The 18,784-nt window shown below is 60.3% G+C and carries 11 protein-coding genes, 2 tRNA genes and 2 rRNA genes; 13 read left to right on the top strand and 2 right to left on the bottom strand.

The annotated features are described in order from the left end of the window. Window positions 1-31 precede the first annotated feature (31 nt). The 4 genes from AAGS40_RS13105 (at window position 32) to rrf (ending at window position 3,758) form a co-directional block, all read left to right on the top strand. Window positions 32-108 (top strand) — tRNA-Ile (locus AAGS40_RS13105). Between the two features lie 69 nt (window positions 109-177). Beyond that, window positions 178-253: transfer RNA gene (locus tag AAGS40_RS13100), tRNA-Ala, on the top strand. 291 nt (window positions 254-544) lie between these two features. Continuing rightward, a 23S ribosomal RNA gene (locus AAGS40_RS13095) occupies window positions 545-3,428 on the top strand. Between the two features lie 216 nt (window positions 3,429-3,644). Further along, a 5S ribosomal RNA gene (rrf, locus tag AAGS40_RS13090) occupies window positions 3,645-3,758 on the top strand. A gap of 274 nt (window positions 3,759-4,032) precedes the next feature. Here the strand turns inward: rrf and AAGS40_RS13085 are convergent. Beyond that, complete coding sequence (locus AAGS40_RS13085; RefSeq protein ID WP_345811869.1) at window positions 4,033-5,229, bottom strand: M20 aminoacylase family protein; 1,197 nt, start codon at window positions 5,227-5,229, stop codon at window positions 4,033-4,035. A gap of 185 nt (window positions 5,230-5,414) precedes the next feature. Between AAGS40_RS13085 and AAGS40_RS13080 the strand changes: the two genes are divergently transcribed. Beyond that, window positions 5,415-7,493 (top strand): molybdopterin oxidoreductase family protein, encoded by a 2,079-nt coding sequence (locus AAGS40_RS13080; RefSeq protein ID WP_345811868.1) that lies wholly within the window; start codon window positions 5,415-5,417, stop codon window positions 7,491-7,493. A 168-nt stretch (window positions 7,494-7,661) separates the two neighbouring features. Next, window positions 7,662-9,335 (top strand): long-chain fatty acid--CoA ligase, encoded by a 1,674-nt coding sequence (locus AAGS40_RS13075; RefSeq protein ID WP_345811867.1) that lies wholly within the window; start codon window positions 7,662-7,664, stop codon window positions 9,333-9,335. 218 nt (window positions 9,336-9,553) lie between these two features. Here AAGS40_RS13075 and AAGS40_RS13070 read toward each other — a convergent pair whose 3' ends face one another. After that, entirely contained in the window at window positions 9,554-10,723 is a 1,170-nt protein-coding gene (locus AAGS40_RS13070; protein ID WP_345811865.1) for a porin, read from the bottom strand. 302 nt (window positions 10,724-11,025) lie between these two features. On the opposite strand from AAGS40_RS13070, the gene coq7 reads away from it, so the two are divergent. From coq7 to murF, 7 genes are all read left to right on the top strand, one after another. Continuing rightward, window positions 11,026-11,658: a 2-polyprenyl-3-methyl-6-methoxy-1,4-benzoquinone monooxygenase gene (coq7, locus tag AAGS40_RS13065; RefSeq protein WP_345811862.1), complete on the top strand. Its 633-nt coding sequence runs from the start codon at window positions 11,026-11,028 to the stop codon at window positions 11,656-11,658. A 534-nt stretch (window positions 11,659-12,192) separates the two neighbouring features. Then, the gene (mraZ, locus tag AAGS40_RS13060; protein ID WP_345811861.1) at window positions 12,193-12,621 is read left to right on the top strand and encodes a division/cell wall cluster transcriptional repressor MraZ; all 429 of its coding nucleotides are present in this window, start codon (window positions 12,193-12,195) and stop codon (window positions 12,619-12,621) included. 15 nt (window positions 12,622-12,636) lie between these two features. Then, window positions 12,637-13,590 carry a 16S rRNA (cytosine(1402)-N(4))-methyltransferase RsmH gene (gene rsmH / locus AAGS40_RS13055; protein ID WP_345811859.1) on the top strand — a complete coding sequence of 318 codons (954 nt, stop codon included), beginning with the start codon at window positions 12,637-12,639 and terminating at the stop codon, window positions 13,588-13,590. After that, window positions 13,587-13,937, top strand: a complete 351-nt coding sequence (gene ftsL, locus AAGS40_RS13050) for a cell division protein FtsL (RefSeq protein WP_345811858.1) — start codon at window positions 13,587-13,589, stop codon at window positions 13,935-13,937. Before rsmH ends, ftsL begins: the two co-directional genes overlap by 4 nt. After that, window positions 13,934-15,799 (top strand): penicillin-binding protein 2, encoded by a 1,866-nt coding sequence (locus AAGS40_RS13045; RefSeq protein WP_345811857.1) that lies wholly within the window; start codon window positions 13,934-13,936, stop codon window positions 15,797-15,799. Before ftsL ends, AAGS40_RS13045 begins: the two co-directional genes overlap by 4 nt. After that, window positions 15,796-17,343 carry a UDP-N-acetylmuramoyl-L-alanyl-D-glutamate--2,6-diaminopimelate ligase gene (locus AAGS40_RS13040; RefSeq protein WP_345811856.1) on the top strand — a complete coding sequence of 516 codons (1,548 nt, stop codon included), beginning with the start codon at window positions 15,796-15,798 and terminating at the stop codon, window positions 17,341-17,343. The genes AAGS40_RS13045 and AAGS40_RS13040 overlap by 4 nt, the downstream gene beginning before the upstream one ends. Beyond that, a complete protein-coding gene (gene murF / locus AAGS40_RS13035; protein WP_345811855.1) occupies window positions 17,340-18,767 on the top strand; it encodes a UDP-N-acetylmuramoyl-tripeptide--D-alanyl-D-alanine ligase in 1,428 nt (475 codons plus the stop codon). Before AAGS40_RS13040 ends, murF begins: the two co-directional genes overlap by 4 nt. Window positions 18,768-18,784: the final 17 nt, after the last annotated feature.

The raw sequence follows: 18,784 nt of genomic DNA, 5'->3' as shown, positions 1-18,784 counted from the left end.
ACACATGCACAGCATACGCAGACAGACTCAGGGGTCTGTAGCTCAGCCGGTTAGAGCACCGTCTTGATAAGGCGGGGGTCGATGGTTCGAATCCATCCAGACCCACCACTGATTCTGCGGTGGCTGACCGGTGAGACCCCCGGGGATGGAAAGCAGATGCTGTTCTGTGCATGACCGGGGGGATTAGCTCAGCTGGGAGAGCACCTGCTTTGCAAGCAGGGGGTCGTCGGTTCGATCCCGTCATCCTCCACCAATCCTCAATGCCTAGTGTTCGGTATTCACCGAGCGTTATGCATTGGCGATTGAGCCAGTCAGAGCGATACGTGGTGATGGTAACTGCGCTATCGGCTGTCGTTCTTTAACAATCAGGAAGAAGTAGTAAAGAGATTCACGAAAGATCACTTAGAGATGGGTGATCGAGTAGGTGAATCAGGGTTGTGATTGTATCGATGTATTTTTAAGTGATCGAAAGATTGCTTTGGAATACGGCGCAACACGAATACTCAACCTGTAGCGAGTGGGTCGGAAGACGCACCCGTTATAGGGTCAAGCGAACAAGTGCATGTGGTGGATGCCTTGGCGATCACAGGCGATGAAGGACGCGGTAGCCTGCGAAAAGCTACGGGGAGCTGGCAAACGAGCTTTGATCCGTAGATGTCCGAATGGGGAAACCCGGCCCGAATGGGTCATCCGTAACTGAATACATAGGTTACGCGAAGCGAACGCGGCGAACTGAAACATCTAAGTAGCCGCAGGAAAAGAAATCAACCGAGATTCCCAGAGTAGTGGCGAGCGAAATGGGAGCAGCCTGTACTCTTTATCTTCATTGTTAGTCGAACGCTCTGGAAAGTGCGGCCATAGCAGGTGATAGCCCTGTAGACGAAAACAGCGAGGAAGAACTGGGTGTACGAGAAGTAGGGCGGGACACGTGAAATCCTGTCTGAAGATGGGGGGACCATCCTCCAAGGCTAAATACTCGTGATCGACCGATAGTGAACCAGTACCGTGAGGGAAAGGCGAAAAGAACCCCGGGAGGGGAGTGAAACAGATCCTGAAACCGCATGCATACAAACAGTCGGAGCCTTCGCAAGGGGGTGACGGCGTACCTTTTGTATAATGGGTCAGCGACTTACATTCAGTGGCAAGCTTAACCGATTAGGGCAGGCGTAGCGAAAGCGAGTCCGAACAGGGCGATTTCAGTCGCTGGGTGTAGACCCGAAACCAGGTGATCTATCCATGGCCAGGATGAAGGTGCGGTAACACGTACTGGAGGTCCGAACCCACTAACGTTGAAAAGTTAGGGGATGAGCTGTGGATAGGGGTGAAAGGCTAAACAAACCTGGAAATAGCTGGTTCTCTCCGAAAACTATTTAGGTAGTGCCTCGTGTATCACCTTCGGGGGTAGAGCACTGTCATGGTTGTGGGGTCCATTGCGGATTACTACGCCATAGCAAACTCCGAATACCGAAGAGTGCAATCACGGGAGACAGACATCGGGTGCTAACGTCCGGTGTCAAGAGGGAAACAACCCAGACCGCCAGCTAAGGTCCCCAAATATTGCTAAGTGGGAAACGAAGTGGGAAGGCTAAAACAGTCAGGAGGTTGGCTTAGAAGCAGCCATCCTTTAAAGAAAGCGTAATAGCTCACTGATCGAGTCGTCCTGCGCGGAAGATGTAACGGGGCTAAGCAATATACCGAAGCTGCGGATGCATATTTATATGCATGGTAGGAGAGCGTTCCGTAAGCCTGCGAAGGTGCACTGGAAAGTGTGCTGGAGGTATCGGAAGTGCGAATGCTGACATGAGTAGCGATAAAGGGGGTGAAAAGCCCCCTCGCCGTAAGCCCAAGGTTTCCTACGCAACGTTCATCGGCGTAGGGTGAGTCGGCCCCTAAGGCGAGGCAGAAATGCGTAGCTGATGGGAAGCAGGTCAATATTCCTGCACCATTGTCAAATGCGATGGGGGGACGGATCGCGGAAGGTTGTCCGGGTGTTGGACGTCCCGGTCCTTGCATTGGAGAAGGCGCTTTGGCAAATCCGGGCGCGGAATTCAAGGGTGCGAGGCCATTCACTTCGGTGAAGAAGCAATCGGAAGTGGTTCCAGGAAAAGCCTCTAAGCTTCAGTTTGACAGTGACCGTACCGCAAACCGACACAGGTGGGCGAGATGAGTATTCTAAGGCGCTTGAGAGAACTCGGGAGAAGGAACTCGGCAAATTGGTACCGTAACTTCGGGATAAGGTACGCCCCTGTAGCTTGATGCCCCTGCGGGCAGAGGGTGAAGGGGTTGCAATAAACTGGTGGCTGCGACTGTTTAATAAAAACACAGCACTCTGCAAACACGAAAGTGGACGTATAGGGTGTGACGCCTGCCCGGTGCCGGAAGATTAAATGATGGGGTGCAAGCTCCTGATTGAAGTCCCGGTAAACGGCGGCCGTAACTATAACGGTCCTAAGGTAGCGAAATTCCTTGTCGGGTAAGTTCCGACCTGCACGAATGGCGTAACGATGGCCACACTGTCTCCTCCCGAGACTCAGCGAAGTTGAAGTGTTTGTGATGATGCAATCTCCCCGCGGCTAGACGGAAAGACCCCATGAACCTTTACTGTAGCTTTGCATTGGACTTTGAACCGGTCTGTGTAGGATAGGTGGGAGGCTTTGAAGCGTGAACGCCAGTTTGCGTGGAGCCAACCTTGAAATACCACCCTGATCTGTTTGAGGTTCTAACCTGGGTCCGTTATCCGGACCGGGGACAGTGCATGGTAGGCAGTTTGACTGGGGCGGTCTCCTCCCAAAGTGTAACGGAGGAGTACGAAGGTACGCTAGGTACGGTCGGAAATCGTGCTGATAGTGCAATGGCATAAGCGTGCTTGACTGTGAGACTGACAAGTCGAACAGGTGCGAAAGCAGGTCATAGTGATCCGGTGGTTCTGTATGGAAGGGCCATCGCTCAACGGATAAAAGGTACTCTGGGGATAACAGGCTGATACCGCCCAAGAGTTCATATCGACGGCGGTGTTTGGCACCTCGATGTCGGCTCATCTCATCCTGGGGCTGTAGCCGGTCCCAAGGGTATGGCTGTTCGCCATTTAAAGAGGTACGTGAGCTGGGTTTAAAACGTCGTGAGACAGTTTGGTCCCTATCTGCCGTGGGCGCTGGATATTTGAAGGGGGCTGCTCCTAGTACGAGAGGACCGGAGTGGACGAACCTCTGGTGTACCGGTTGTCACGCCAGTGGCATCGCCGGGTAGCTATGTTCGGAAGAGATAACCGCTGAAAGCATCTAAGCGGGAAACTCGCCTTGAGATGAGATATCCCCGGGGCTTCGAGCCCCTTGAAGGGTCGTTCAAGACCAGGACGTTGATAGGTCAGGTGTGGAAGCGCAGTAATGCGTTAAGCTAACTGATACTAATTGCCCGTAAGGCTTGATCCTATAACAGGTGTGTGACGGCCAGCCGTCAGTGCGCAAGCACTCATGGCGGCCCCACCCTGCGCCACGCGCAGGGTCTTGTGCAGACCACACACGGTTGAGATCAGTGTTGTGCCAGAAACAGCACAACCCTAAAACTCTGGTGAGCCTCACCAGACACTACTTCTTCCCCGATTGGTTGGGCTGTCCCCCCAAAAGACAGCGCAACAACAAGTCATGCCTGATGACCATAGTGCGTCGGTCCCACCCCTTCCCATCCCGAACAGGACCGTGAAACGACGCCACGCCGATGATAGTGCGGATTACCCGTGTGAAAGTAGGTCATCGTCAGGCTCCCCAGCAGTGTCAGAAACCCCACCCCCAAAAGGTGGGGTTTCTGCGTTTACGGCGTGCGGAAACGGCTGCCCGACAACGGCAACACAACAGCTTCGGGCGCAGGCGCAAGAAAGCTTCATCGGTCCTGAGTCCAATGCGCCAGACCCGCCCGCCATAACAGCCCGCCCATCCCCAGATAGCCCCCAAAAGCTACGTCACGCCGCAACACAAAGCCCAATCGAACCCTGCGTTACCGAATCAACATCCGCTTCGTTCCAAAGCATTACCGGCCTCACTTTCCCTGCTCCAGAAAGCGCTGCGCCAACCGCACCCAATAAGTCGACCCAACCGGCAGCAACTCGTCGTTGAAATCGTAGCTTGCGTTGTGCAACATGCAGGGCCCGGCGCCGTGACCGGACTCGCGATGGCCTCCGTCTCCGTTGCCAAGAAACGCGTAGCACCCTGGCCTTGCCAGCAGCATGAACGAAAAGTCCTCGGCGCCCATGGTCGGCTCAACGGCATCGTCGACGTTTTCCGCGCCGACAATCTCCTTCATCACCGAGGCGGCAAACCGCGCTTCTTCGCTACTGTTGACAGTCGGCGGGTAGTTTCGGTGAAAGCGAATATCCACTGAGCAGTCATACGCCTCGGCGGTACTTTGGGCGATCTTGCGCATCCGCTCTTCGATCAGATCCAGTGTCTCTGTCGTGAAAGTGCGCACAGTGCCCGCAATCCACGCGTCGTTCGGCACGACGTTCACCGCGTCGCCAGCATGAATCTGAGTGATGGACAACACCGCAGTGTCGAGCGGTTTCTTGTTCCGCGTGATGATGCTTTGCAAGCCATTCGCAATCTGTACTGCTGTGAAGACGGGGTCGTGACCATTGTGAGGCAGCGCCGCGTGCGACCCTATGCCCTTGATTGAGATACGAAATTCGTTGCTCGACGCCATGATCGGACCTTCCGTCACGCCGAACTGGCCGGCAGGCATTCCCGGCCAGTTGTGAATGCCGAACACTGCGTCGACAGGAAACTTGACGAACAAGCCGTCGTCGATCATCGCCTGCGCGCCCGCACCGCCTTCCTCCGCAGGCTGGAAGATGAACACGATCGTGCCGTCGAACTCTCCATGCTTCGCAAGGTAACGCGCTGCTCCGAGCAGCATGGCGGTATGTCCGTCGTGGCCGCATGCGTGCATTTTTCCGTCGTTTTTTGACCGATGATCGAAGCTGTTAACCTCCTGAATCGGCAGCGCGTCCATGTCGGCACGCAGGCCGATTGAGCGCGTTCCGTTACCACGCTTGAGCACGCCGACCACGCCAGTCTTGCCCAGTCCCCGGTGAGTTTCAATGCCCCATGACTCAAGGCTTTTCGCCACCAGGTCGGCAGTGGCGGTTTCCTCGTAACGCAGTTCCGGATGAGCGTGAATCGTTCGTCGAATCGTCTGAATTTCGCCGCGAGCGGCCTGGATTTCGGGAATCAGTTTCATGATGGAGTGAGATGCGTTTGTGCTTTCAGCTGACATGAAGTGACGCGGGCCGCATGGCCCGGACACGGACCCAATTGATTCTACGCCGAAGCCATTTTTGGCGGCGTCGCGTGCGTCAACGGACAATTCGCGTAATAGAATCGCCCATTGTCTGAACGCCTGACGTTTCAACGGACGCATTGCTCATGAACGCCCCGAAGGATTTTGCCCGCGCGGTCTGCCCGCACGACTGCCCGGACACCTGCGCGATGCGCGTGACCGTTGAAAATGGTCGGGCGACCAAAGTGAGCGGCGATCCCGATCATCCGCCCACGCAGGGAGTGCTGTGCACGAAAGTCAGCCGTTATCCTGACCGTGTGCATCACCCGCGCCGGCTGACTACCCCGATGAAGCGCGTTGGCCGCAAAGGCGAAGGGCTCTTTGAACCGATCACTTGGGACGAAGCGTTCAGCCTGGCCGCAACACGTCTGAAAGAAATCGCCGCCCGCGCGCCGGAGGCCATCTTGCCGTACAGCTACGCCGGCACGATGGGCCTCGTTCAGGGCGACAGCATTGCGCAGCGCTTCTTTCACAAGCTCGGCGCGTCGCAGCTCGATCGCACGATTTGCGCAGCCGCCGGCGCGGCCGGCCTGAAATACACGTATGGCGCGAGCGTCGGCATGCTCACCGAGTTCTTTGCCGAAAGCGAAGTGATCCTGATCTGGGGCGCCAATCCGATTGCATCGAATCTGCATTTCTGGACGCACGCGCAAGAGGCCAAGCGCCGTGGCGCGCGTCTGATTGCGATCGATCCGTATCGCTCGCTGACCGCAGAGAAATGCCACCAGCATATCGCGCTGAAGCCCGGCACTGACGGCGCACTCGCGCTCGGCATGATGTACGTGTTGATCACCGAAAATCAGCTCGATCACGACTATATCGATGCTCACACGCTCGGCTTTGCCGAACTGAAAACGCGCGCGCTGGCCTATCCGCCGTCGCGCGTTGCCGCAATTTGCGGCATTCAGGAGCACGAAATCGTCGACCTCGCGCGTCTGTACGGCAGCACGAAAAAAGCCGGCATCCGGATGAACTACGGTTTGCAGCGCGTGCGCGGCGGCGGCAATGCCGTACGCGCAATCGCCTGCCTGCCTTCGCTGACGGGCGCATGGCGCGAGCGTTCGGGAGGCGCATTGCTCTCGTCGAGCGGATGGGCGCCCGTTGATTCGCATGCGCTGCAGCGCCCCGATCTGATGCCGGGTTGGCCCGCTCGCCAGCCGCGCGTGATCAACATGAACGCGATTCGCGACGCGTTGCTGCATGCGGGTGACGCGACGTTCGGCCCGAAGCTCGAGGCGATCGTCGTGTACAACTCGAACCCGGTCGCAGTGGCGCCCGATTCGGAGCGGGTCGCGGCGGGTTTCGCCCGCGACGATCTATTCACCATCGTTCTTGAACACTTCCAGACCGATACGGCGGACTATGCGGACCTCTTGCTGCCGGCCACCACTCAACTCGAACATCTGGACGTCCACAAGTCTTACGGGCACACGCATGTGATGGCGAATCTGCCTGCGATCGCGCCCGTCGGCGAAGCGCTTCCCAACACCGAGATTTTTCGCGGCATCGCGCGCCGCATGGAACTCGCGGAGCCGGCGCTTTTCGAGAGCGATGAAGCGGTTGCGCAGGCCGCGTTCCGTTGGCATGACAAAACGCTGAAGGGCGCAGACTGGGCGGCGTTGAAAAGGGCGGGTTGGCTTAAACTGGATCTGCCCGACGCGCCGCTTGCCGAGGGCGCGTTCCGAACGCCATCGGGGAAATGCGAGTTTTATAGCGCACGCCTCGCGCAGATGGGACTCGACCCGCTGCCCGACTACCTGCCTCCTTGCGAATCCGCGGACGGCGCGCCCGAACTTGCCACGCGTTATCCGCTCGCGATGATCTCGCCACCCGCGCGTAACTTCCTGAACAGTACGTTCGTCAACGTCGAAAGTTTGCGGGCGACGGAAGGCGAGCCGCATCTCGACATTCATCCGGCCGACGCGCAGCCGCGCCGGATCGTCGACGGCAACCTCGTGCGTATTTTCAACGACCGCGGCTCGATGCAGGCCCGCGCGCGCGTCACCGATAAGGCGCGCCAAGGACTCGTGGTCGGTTTGTCGATCTGGTGGAAAAAGCTTTCACCGGACGGCCGCAACGCCAACCAGGTCACGAGTCAGGCGCTCACGGATCTGGGTGGGTCGGCCACCTTTTACGACTGCCTCGTCGAGGTCGAGCCGGTTTGACGAACGATGGAAACCCCGTCAAATCCCCCTGAAACGGCGCTCGCAGGCTCGTCCGGAATCGGTTCGAGGCGGAAGTCTAACCACCTGCTTTTCGCCATGTGCGCCAGGATGCCCATGCTACGATGCGTTTTTAGCACGACCATTCGAAAATAAAGGAGGAGACGCTGCATGGACAAAATCTGGCTGAAATCTTATCCGCCCGGCGTTCCCGCAGAGATTGACCCGACGCGCTATTCGTCGGTGGCCGAACTGCTCGAAGAGGCTTTCCGCGATCACCGCGCGAAGCCGGCATTCGTCTGCATGGGCAAGGAAATCAGCTATGGCGAGCTCGACGCCTTGTCGCGCAAACTCGCCGCGTGGTTCCAGTCGAAAGGTCTCGCACGTGGCGCGCGCATCGCGATCATGATGCCGAACGTGCTGCAGTACCCGGTCGCGATCGCTGCGATTCTGCGCGCGGGCTATGTGGTTGTGAATGTGAATCCGCTCTATACGCCGCGCGAGCTTGAACATCAACTCAAGGATAGCGGCGCCGAGGCCATCATCCTGCTCGAAAATTTCGCGGTCACGCTGCAGGCAATCGTGCGCAATACGTCTGTGAAGCACGTGATCGTTGCCGCGATGGGCGATCTGATGGGCATCAAGGGTACGCTGGTCAATCTCGTCGTGCGCAAGGTCAAGAAGATGGTGCCGGCGTGGAATCTGCCGGGGCACGTCAAGTTCAACGACGCGATTGCGGAGGGCGGCCGCCAGACTTTCACGCCGGTTCAGCAAGGCCCGGACGACGTCGCGTTCCTGCAGTACACCGGCGGCACGACGGGCGTGGCCAAGGGCGCCACGTTGCTGCACCGGAATCTCATCGCCAACGTTTTGCAATCGGAAATCTGGCTCAACCCGGTTCGCATGAACCGCGCCGATATCGATCAATTCATCACCGTTGTCGCCCTGCCGCTTTATCACGTGTTTGCCCTTACCGTGTGCGGGCTGCTGACCATCCGCACGGGTGGTCTTGGCGTGCTGATTCCGAATCCGCGCGACATCCCGGGCATGGTCAAAGCGCTGCAAGGCTATGCGATCACGACCATACCCGCCGTCAACACGCTGTACAACGCGTTGCTGAACAGCCCCGATTTCCATAAGCTCGATTTTTCGAAGCTGATCGCCGCAAACGGCGGCGGCATGGCCGTGCAGGAAGCCGTGGCGAAGCGCTGGTTCGAACACACGCATACGCCGATTATCGAAGGCTACGGCTTGTCGGAAACGTCACCGTGCGTGACCTGCAATCCGGTCACCGTCACCGAGTACAGCGGCACGATTGGCTTGCCGTTGCCGTCCACGGAAATCTCCATTCGTGACGACGACGGCAACGAAGTCCCGCTCGGCCAGCCGGGCGAGATCTGCATTCGCGGGCCGCAAGTTATGGCCGGCTACTGGAACCGACCGGACGAGACGGCCAAAGTCATGACGCCGGACGGCTTCTTCAAATCGGGCGACGTCGGCTTCATGAACGCCGGTGGCTTTGTGAAGATCGTCGACCGCAAAAAGGACATGATTCTGGTCTCCGGCTTCAACGTTTATCCGAATGAAATCGAGGATGTCGTTGCGAAAATACCGGGCGTGTTCGAAGTTGCCGCCGTGGGGGTGCCGGATCAGCATTCGGGCGAGGCGGTGAAGCTTTTCGTCGTCAAAAACGATCAGGCGCTGACGGACGCGGACATTTTTGCGTACTGCAAGCAGCAACTGACCGGCTACAAGCGGCCCAAGATCGTTGAGTTTCGTACGGAACTGCCGAAGAGCAACGTCGGCAAGATTCTGCGCCGGGAACTGCGCGACGGGCGAGCGTGAGCAGGCGGACAGCCAGGCAGCACTCACTGTGAGCCATTGAAGCTGCCGCGTGGCGGCCGAAAGTCTCGAATACCCAATTCGCTATTCCGTTGGAAGACAGAAAGGCCTAGCCGACTCATCATCGGCTGGGCCTTTTTCGTTGCGGCATCGGATACGAGCAGCGCAGAAAAAAAGGCGCCCGAAGGCGCCTTTGAGGAAGACTGCTTTTTTACGACTTATTAGAACTTGTGACGAATACCGATACGAGCCGTGAACTGGTTCTGGTTCGACGACGGCGACAGGTTGTTGATGTCTGCCGTTGCTGCGACCACTGCGCCCGCTGAGTTGACGGTGTCGCCCAGAGCGTGCTGGTACACACCCGTCACGTACACGTCCGTGCGCTTGGACAGGAAGTAGTCCACGCCCACTGCACCCTGGTGATACTGAGCACGCGAGTTGCCGTTAATTTCCGCGCCGCGCGTGTAGTCATACGCTGCGCCGACCAGCAATGCCGGGGTCAACTGGTACTTGAAGTTGACTTCAGCGTTGTTGAACGTTGCCGACTGGCCCTTGAACGGCGATGCATACGCCGAACCCAGGTTCGCGAAGCGGATGTTCGAGTACGTTGCGCCGATGGTCGCTGCGCCGAACGTGTAGGCACCGCCCGCACCGATGACCTGGTACGTGTTAGCCGACGTGAAGCCGCTGTAGATCGTCGACGTGACAGCCGTTTGCGGCGTTGCAACCGTGCCGCTGTTGTTGAACAGGCCGCCCGACACTGCCGGCGTGCGCGCGTTCAAATAGCCAACGCCCAAGACCAACGGACCGTTGTTGTAGCCAGCGCCCAACGACCAGATCTGGTTCGACGAGAAGTTGCCTGCAACACCGCCGAAGCTGTACGTGCCGCCGAACGTCAGGCCGCCGTAGTTCGCGCTCGTGTACTTGACCGTGTTGTTGGTGCGGTACGCGTTGTTGAAGTTGTCGAGGTCACCCGGGTGAGCCGCGATGTAGCCGCCCCACTGGTCACCCACTTCCAGCGGACCAACGTAGTCAACCACGGAGTCATACTGACGACCCAGCGTGACGGCGCCGAACTGGCTCGACAGGCCGACGTAAGCCTGGCGACCGAACATCAGACCGCCTTGACCCAGCTTGCCGTTGTTCACGTCAAAGCCGTTTTCCAACACGAAGATTGCCTTCAGACCGCCACCCAGGTCTTCCGTGCCACGCAGACCCCAGCGCGAGCCTTGCAGAACGCCGCTCGACAGGTTGTACAGGTGCTTGCCACCTGCGTTGGTGTTGATGTTGAAGCCTTCGTCAATGATACCGTACAGGGTCACGCTGCTCTGGGCATGAGCGACGCCTGCGAATGCGCCCAGTGCTGCGAGAGCGAGAAGCGACTTTTTCATCGAATGATCTCCAAGGATTACGAATCTTTTGTACAAGGCGAATATTTATCTGGCGTTGAGGCCTTGCTTGTCCAACTTCGCGAGAAGTTGCACGTAATGTAACAAAAGGCATACATGGCACAAAGCAAAAGGAGAGGGCCAGGAAGGCTCCTGTTTCGTTTACGCAACATGGTCTAGAATCACTCATTCCTGCCCAGATTATGCGTTTCCAACGCTGCCGTAACGCCGGGTTTTGCGCAGCAAAGCCTTGTCGCACGGACCTGCCGCAACGGCCGGGCAGTCGTCGAATGAGGGAGTGCTGAATGTTTCTGGACGAGTTGATCAGCGAGTTCGATCGGGGTTTACGCTCAATGACGGGCGTGTCCCGAATGAGTCGTCCGTTGCCGTTACCGCAAGTATCGGAAAGGGAAAACACCGAGCTTTCGCAGGCCGAACGCACTCACGCCGCGGGGCTCATGCGCGTGAATCACGTCGGCGAAGTGTGCGCGCAGGCGCTTTACCAGGCGCAAAAGCTGGCCACCCGCTCGCCGTCGTTGCGGGCAGTGTTCAACCGCGCCGCGATCGAGGAAGAAGACCATCTTGCATGGACGTCAAAGCGCCTCGAAGCCCTCGACTCGCGTCCAAGTCTGTTGAACCCGCTGTGGTACACCGGCGCGCTGGCCATCGGCCTTGCGGCGGGGCGCATGGGAGATCGGGTCAGCCTCGGCTTCATGGCGGAAACCGAGCGTCAGGTGGAGCAGCATCTGAACGGTCATCTCGAAGAGTTGCCCGCTGCGGATCACGAGTCGCGCGCAATCGTCGAACAGATGCGCGCGGACGAAGCCGCGCACGGCAAGTCGGCGATGGACGCGGGCGGGGTCGAGTTGCCGTTCCCGGCCCGCGCGTTGATGCGAGCCGTATCCAAAGTGATGACGACAACGGCGTATTACATCTAGCGCTTCGACTCACTACATCGACCCGTTTGAAGTGGGACGGCGCGCCATGCGCCGTCCCACCTGATTGACCTGAATCGCCAGCTAAACCCTTCCAAACCGCCTTCGCGATCGCTTAACTTCCGCACCTTTCCCCCAGACTTTTCACGTATCACCTTCACAAGTTGCACTAGCTCATTCATTTATAACGGTTTTCCGTTTTATGTCTGATGTGAGGGAGTCGCGCTAAGTCCTTGTTCTATCAAACAAAATTCGCTCAAAAAGCACGTATCTCCCTTGACCCCCGTTTAGCGTTACTCTAAAGTGGGAGACAGTGTGAGAAAGTGTATTTTTGTGTGATCTCGCGAATGGTTTGCGGTAGATTTTCACGGATCGGTTAAGCGGCGCAAGGATGTGCGTCGCAGAGACGTCGTACGGGCAATCAGGTTGCAAGCGATCAGGGGCAGCGGTGAAACGCCAACCGGATTGACCGCAGCGACTGCATGGAAACGGAGCAAAGCGCTGGAGCGCTGATTCCGGTCGACAGGGGAGAGCGAAGTGTTCCAAGGGGCGTCGGCGCTGACGCTCGATGCGAAAGGGCGGATGTCTGTGCCCTCTCGGTATCGGGATGCGCTGCAATCACAGGCAGAGGGACGGGTGACGATTACCAAGCACCCGGACGGCTGCCTGTTGCTCTTTCCGCGCCCGGAGTGGGAAGTCTTCCGTAACAAGGTCGACAAGCTCCCCATGAACGCAACCTGGTGGAAACGCATTTTTCTCGGCAACGCAATGGACGTGGACATGGACGGCGCAGGGCGCGTGCTCGTGTCGCCGGAATTGCGCACGGCCGGCGGTCTGGAAAAGGAAGTGACCTTGCTCGGCATGGGGCGCCACTTCGAGCTATGGGATGCAACAACATACGCCGCGAAGGAACAGGCGGCAATGGCTGAGGGCATGCCCGAAGCGTTGAAAGACTTCACGTTCTGATCGCGGCTTACATATATGGCACCTGCGATGGGAAACGAATTGCAGCATCGCACGGTGCTGCTGGACGAGGCGGTGGCGGCGCTGGTCACGCGCGCCGACGGCGTGTATGTGGACGGTACGTTCGGGCGCGGTGGTCATAGCCGCCTGGTGTTGGAGAGGCTGGGAGAGGCGGGGCGTCTGATCGCTTTCGACAAAGACCCGCTTGCCATTGCCACGGCGCAGCAGATTGCGGACCCGCGCTTTGGCATCGTGCATGAGAGTTTTGCTTCACTGCGCTCAGCCTTGGCGGAGCGTGGAGTTGAGCGGGTGTCGGGCGTGTTGCTGGATCTGGGCGTGTCGTCGCCGCAAGTCGACGATCCGGAGCGGGGCTTCAGCTTTCGCGCCGACGGCCCGCTCGACATGCGGATGGACCCGACGCGCGGCGAGTCCGCGGCGGACTGGCTGGCGCGGGCCACGGTGCAGGAATTGACGGAGGTGATAAGAGATTATGGGGAAGAACGGTTTGCTTTTCAGATTGCAAAGGCGCTTGTTGCTCGCCGGGCAGAGTCCGACCGTCTTGGGCCTCTCGTCACCACGGGCGAGCTTGCCCAAATCGTGGCTCACGTCGTCAAAACCCGTGAGAAGGGCAAGGATCCGGCAACCCGCACCTTTCAGGCTATACGGATTCACACAAATCAAGAGCTTGCGGAGCTGCAAGTCGTTTTAGAAGCAGCGTTGTCGCTGTTGGAGCAAGGGGGACGGCTGGTGGTCATCAGCTTTCATTCGCTCGAGGACCGGATCGTCAAGCGATTCATGCAGACGCACGCAAGTGCGCCGAAGGTGGATCGCCGCCTGCCGATTCGTGCAGTCGACCTGCCGAGCCCTCCACTCAAGATCATAGGCCGTGTATTCGCCAGCGAGGCTGAAGTCGCCGCGAACGCGCGCGCCCGTTCTGCCGTGATGCGTGTGGCGGAGCGGATCGCACCATGAATCGCCTCAATATTTTCCTGCTGATCATCGTCATGGGTTGCGCCTTGTCCGTCGTCAACGCTACCAATCAGCAGCGTCAGATCTTTATCCAGTTGCAGCGTGCCCAGTCTCAGGAGCGTCAGCTGCAGCAGGACTATTCACAGCTTCAATATCATCAGAGTGCGCTGTCCAAGACGTCGCGCATCGAGCAGATCGCCACTGATTCTCTGAAGATGCAATCGGTCACCACGGGTCGCACGCAATATCTGACGCTCGACCCCACCGCCGCCCGCGCGGTGGACGCGCCGATTCCCACTTCCGGTCCGGCGTCCGCGCCGGTGGCGACCCGTCGCGGAGGTGTGCGATGAAAAAATCGTCCGCTCGCAAGAGCGTCGCGTTCTCGGCTAATCCGATTCTGTCGGTGCGTCTGCCGATGTGGCGCTCCAAGCTCGTCGTGTTCCTGCTGTTCATGGCGTTCGTCGCGCTGGCCGGTCGCGCATTCTGGATTCAGGGCCCGGGCAACGCGTTCTATCAGAAGCAGGGTGAAATCCGCTATCAGCGGCGGCTCGAACTGCCTGCCACACGCGGCAAGATTCTCGATCGCAACGGTCTCGTGCTGGCCACGAGTCTGCCGGTGCGCGCCATCTGGGCAATTCCCGAGTCGGTGCCGGACGACCTCGGCGCAGACAAGCTGACGTCGCTCGGCAAGCTGCTCGGCATGACCACCAAGGAACTGCGCGCGAAGCTGTCGGAAGACAAGACCTTCGTGTACGTGAAACGCCAGGTGCCGGTGGATGTCGCCGATAAGGTCAAGGAACTGGACATCCCCGGCATTTACGCGCGTGATGAGTACAAGCGCTTCTATCCGGAAGGGGAGATTACCGCTCACCTGATCGGCTTTACCAACGTCGAGGACGAAGGGCAGGAAGGGGTCGAACTCGGCGATCAGAAATTGCTCGCCGGCATGTCGGGCAGCCGCCGCGTCATTAAAGACCGCATGGGCCACATCATCGAAGACGTGGACGAGCAGGTCGTGCCGCACAATGGTCAGGACGTCGATCTTTCCATCGACAGCAAGATCCAGTACATCGCCTACACGAACCTGAAGGCAGCGGTCGAAAAGTTCAAGGCGAAAGCCGGCGCCGCGATGGTGATCGACGTGCGTACCGGCGAAGTACTGGCGCTCGTCAATTACCCGACCTATAACCCGAACGACCGTTCGCACCTGACGGGCGACCAGCTACGCAACCGCATCCTGACGGACACGTTCGAGCCCGGCTCCATCATGAAGCCGTTCACGGTTTCGCTCGCGCTGGACCTGCATCGCGTCACGCCAACTACACTGGTTGATACAGGCGGCGGCCGCTTCGTGCTCGACGGTGCGCCGATTACCGACGACAGCGGCTTTGGCGTCCTCACGGTAGGCGGCGTGATCCAGAAGTCGAGCAACATCGGCGCGACGAAGATCGCGATGCAGCTCAGGCCGGAAGAGATGTGGAACATGTACACCAGCATCGGTCTCGGCCAGGCGCCGAAGGTCGGATTCCCAGGCGCGGCGGCAGGCCGTTTGCGTCCGTGGAAGAGCTGGCGCCGGATCGAGCAGGCCACCATGTCGTACGGCTACGGCCTCTCGGTATCGCTATTCCAGCTGGGCCGTGCTTACACCGCGATCGCGCACGACGGCGAAATCATGCCGGTGTCGATTTTCCGCACGCCAGGCGACCAGCCGGCAACCGGCCCGCAGATCTTCTCGCCCACCACGGCTCGCGAAGTGCGCGCCATGCTCGAAACCGTGGTCGCGCCGGGCGGCACGTCGCCGGACGCCGCGGTGCCGGGCTATCGCGTCGGCGGCAAGAGCGGTACGGCATACAAGCACGGCGCGCATGGTTACGATCACTCGAAATACCGCGCGTCGTTCGTCGGCATGGCGCCGATGCCGAATCCGCGCATCGTCGTGGCCGTGTCGGTCGACGAACCGACGGCCGGTAGTCACTTCGGCGGTCAGGTGTCGGGTCCGGTGTTCTCCGGCATTGTCGGTGATACGCTGCGCTCGCTGAATGTGCCGCCGGACATGCCGGTCAAGCAGATGGTGGTGTCGGACGACTCCGCGCCCGCCGCACCGGCTGCGCCGGCCACGCAGGCGCAGGTCAAGAAGCTCTCCACCTCCGCTGGTGCGAAGAAGTTGACGATTTCCGCCAATGCGAAGAGCCATCCCGGAGTGGTTCGATGAGCGCGTTGCGCAAGCACCACCCCGCGCAGCGGCAGATCGCCGACGCGCTCGACTGGCTGCAGGCTCACGTGCAGCGAGGCGCGCATCTGCACGCCGACACACGCTCGCTCGCGGCCGGCGACGCATTCTTCGCTTACGCGGTGGACGGCGCGGACAATCGCCCGTTCATCGCCGGCGCGCTCGAACGCGGTGCGGCGGCAGTGCTGGTTCAGCCCGAAGGGTTTAACGGCGCGATCGATGCGTCCAACACGCTGGCCGTGCCGGCGCTGAACGAACTCGCCGGATCGATTGCGAGCGGCTGGTATCAGGACCCGAGCGACGCCATGCTCGCCGTTGGTGTCACGGGCACGAACGGCAAGACCTCCTGCAGCCAGTGGATTTCGGCGGCGCTCACTGCGCTCGGCACGCGCTGCGCGATTATCGGCACGCTCGGCACCGGCTTGCCGGGTCAACTCGTGCACACCGGCTTTACCACGCCCGACGCGCCGCAACTGCAGCGCAGTCTCGCGCAGTTGCGCGACGCGGGCGCGCAGGCCGTTGCGATGGAAGTGTCGTCGCACGCGTTACATCAGGGGCGCGTGAACGGCACGTCGTTCGATATCGCCGTCTTCACGAACCTTACGCAAGATCACCTCGATTATCACGGCACGTTCGAAGCCTACGAGGCAGCGAAAGCGCGTCTTTTCGCATGGCCGGGTTTGCGCGCAGCCGTGATCAATCGCGACGATGCGGCAGGGCGTCGTCTGCTGGTCAGCACGAAGGGCCACGCGCGCACGATCGCCTTCGGTCTGAACGACACGCTCGAAAACCCGCCGCCCGCCGACGCGTTGCTGCTGGCTTCGAACGTGCGCGCCACGGCAACCGGCACCGCATTTCATCTGCACACGTCGGACTGGGGCGACGCCGAAGTCGAAGTGCAAACGCTCGGCGCGTTCAACGTCAGCAATCTGCTCGGTGTGCTCGGAGCGCTGCTCGCTGCGGGCGTGCCGTTCTTCGTCGCGCTCGCCGAACTGTCGAAGCTCGAATCGGTGAACGGGCGCATGCAGCGCCTCGGTGGCCGCCTGCAGAACGACGAGCCGCTCGTCGTGATCGATTACGCTCACACGCCCGACGCGCTTGAAAAAACGCTCGAAGCGCTGCGGCCGATGGCGATCGCGCGCGGTGGCGAACTCGTGTGCATGTTCGGCTGCGGCGGCGACCGTGACGCAACCAAGCGTCCGCGGATGGGCGCGATTGCCGAAAAGCTTGCTGACAGCGTCGTCGTGACCAGCGACAACCCTCGCAGCGAGAATCCGCAAACCATCATCGACCAGATCGCGGCCGGGATGAAAGACGCGTCGAAAGCGCGCCGCGTCGAGGATCGCGCGAGCGCGATCCTGCAGGCGATCCGCGGCGCCGCGCGGGAAGACGTCATCGTGCTGGCCGGCAAAGGGCACGAAGCAACACAGGAAATCATGGGCAAGAAACGCGCTTTCTCCGACCAGGACCATGCTCGCCTCGCGCTGGCCGCACGCGCGACGCACGCTCGCGGAGGTGGCGAATGAGCCGGCAGGAAAAGGGCATGTTCACGCTGCACGAAGCGGCCGTGATGATCTCCGGCGCGACCGTGACCGGCGACGCAAGCGCGGTGATCGAGCGCGTGTCGACGGACAGCCGCAGCGCGGGCCCCGGCGATCTCTTCATCGCCATCAAAGGCGATCGTTTCGACGCGCACGACTTCCTGCCGGAAGTCGCCGCGCGCAACGTGACGGCCGTGCTGGTGTCGCGCGTGCCGCAAGACTGGAACGTGCCCGCGCTGCACGTTGCGGACACGCGCGTGGGCCTCGGCGCGCTCGCGCGTGGCTGGCGCCGCAAGTTCAGCATGCCGCTTGTCGCCGTGACCGGCAGCAACGGCAAAACCACGGTCAAGGAAATGATCGCGTCGATCTTCGCCGCCGCGGTCGGCGTCGACGCACGCCTCGCCACAGCCGGCAATTTCAACAACGACATTGGTCTGCCGCTTACGCTGTTCCGCCTGCACGACGCGCATCGACTGGCGGTCGTCGAACTTGGCATGAATCATCCGGGCGAAACTGCGTTGCTCGCGAAGATCGCCGAGCCGACGGTCGCCGTGGTGAACAATGCGCAGCGCGAGCATCAGGAATTCATGGCGACGGTCGAAGCCGTCGCGCTCGAACACGCGAGCGTGATTCACGCGCTGTCGCCGGAAGGCACGGCCGTGTTCCCCGCGGACGACGCCTACGCGAGCATCTGGCGCGTGGCGGCCACCGGCAGCCGCATCATGGACTTCGCGCTGAACTCGGCGGAACGGTCTACGGAAGCCGCCGTTACCGGCACTTTCTCGGGCAGCGTGCTGAGCATCGAAACGCCGGAAGGCAAGATCGGCGTCACGTTGCAGGTGCTCGGCAACCACAATGCGCACAACGCGCTCGCGGCCACCGCCGCTGCACTCGCGGCAGGCGTGCCGCTCGACGCCATCCGGCGCGGCCTCGAATCGTTCGGCGCCGTGAAGGGCCGTCTTCAGGTGAAGCGGGGCGCACTCGGCACGCTGGCCGGCGCGACCGTGATCGACGACACCTACAACGCCAATCCCGATTCGATGCGCGCCGCCATCGACGTGCTCGCATCGCGCGCGTCGCCACGCGTTCTCGTGATGGGCGACATGGGTGAAGTCGGCGACAACGGTCCGGCATTCCACCGCGAAATTGGCGCGTACGCCAAGGAACGCGGTATCGACGCGCTGTACGCAATGGGCGACGCCTCGCGCGACGCCTGCACTGCGTTCGGCGCGGGCGCGCATCACGTGGCCGACGCCGGCACGCTGGTCGCGCAATTGCAGCAGCGCGGTTTCGGCGCGGCTGCAACGCTTCTCGTGAAAGGCTCGCGCTTCATGCAGATGGAGCGCGTGGTGGACGCCGTAACGAGTCCACAACCCGACGCAGCGGGCGAGACGCCCGCTGCACATTGAAATAGAAGGACCGAAGC

Origin of the sequence: Paraburkholderia sp. PREW-6R (assembly GCF_039621805.1) — a bacterium.
In the GTDB taxonomy this organism is placed as follows: Bacteria; Pseudomonadota; Gammaproteobacteria; order Burkholderiales; family Burkholderiaceae; genus Paraburkholderia.
This window is presented reverse-complemented; position numbering and strand designations above follow the sequence as displayed.

Excerpts from the sequence above, each read along its gene's own strand:
- AAGS40_RS13070 (WP_345811865.1), bottom strand. The coding sequence starts at position 10,723 with ATGAAAAAGTCGCTTCTCGCTCTCGCAGCACTGGGCGCATTCGCAGGC.
- rsmH (WP_345811859.1), top strand. The coding sequence starts at position 12,637 with ATGGCACCTGCGATGGGAAACGAATTGCAGCATCGCACGGTGCTGCTG.
- ftsL (WP_345811858.1), top strand. The coding sequence starts at position 13,587 with ATGAATCGCCTCAATATTTTCCTGCTGATCATCGTCATGGGTTGCGCC.
- AAGS40_RS13085 (WP_345811869.1), bottom strand. The coding sequence starts at position 5,229 with ATGAAACTGATTCCCGAAATCCAGGCCGCTCGCGGCGAAATTCAGACG.
- AAGS40_RS13080 (WP_345811868.1), top strand. The coding sequence starts at position 5,415 with ATGAACGCCCCGAAGGATTTTGCCCGCGCGGTCTGCCCGCACGACTGC.
- AAGS40_RS13045 (WP_345811857.1), top strand. The coding sequence starts at position 13,934 with ATGAAAAAATCGTCCGCTCGCAAGAGCGTCGCGTTCTCGGCTAATCCG.
- AAGS40_RS13040 (WP_345811856.1), top strand. The coding sequence starts at position 15,796 with ATGAGCGCGTTGCGCAAGCACCACCCCGCGCAGCGGCAGATCGCCGAC.
- murF (WP_345811855.1), top strand. The coding sequence starts at position 17,340 with ATGAGCCGGCAGGAAAAGGGCATGTTCACGCTGCACGAAGCGGCCGTG.
- AAGS40_RS13075 (WP_345811867.1), top strand. The coding sequence starts at position 7,662 with ATGGACAAAATCTGGCTGAAATCTTATCCGCCCGGCGTTCCCGCAGAG.
- coq7 (WP_345811862.1), top strand. The coding sequence starts at position 11,026 with ATGTTTCTGGACGAGTTGATCAGCGAGTTCGATCGGGGTTTACGCTCA.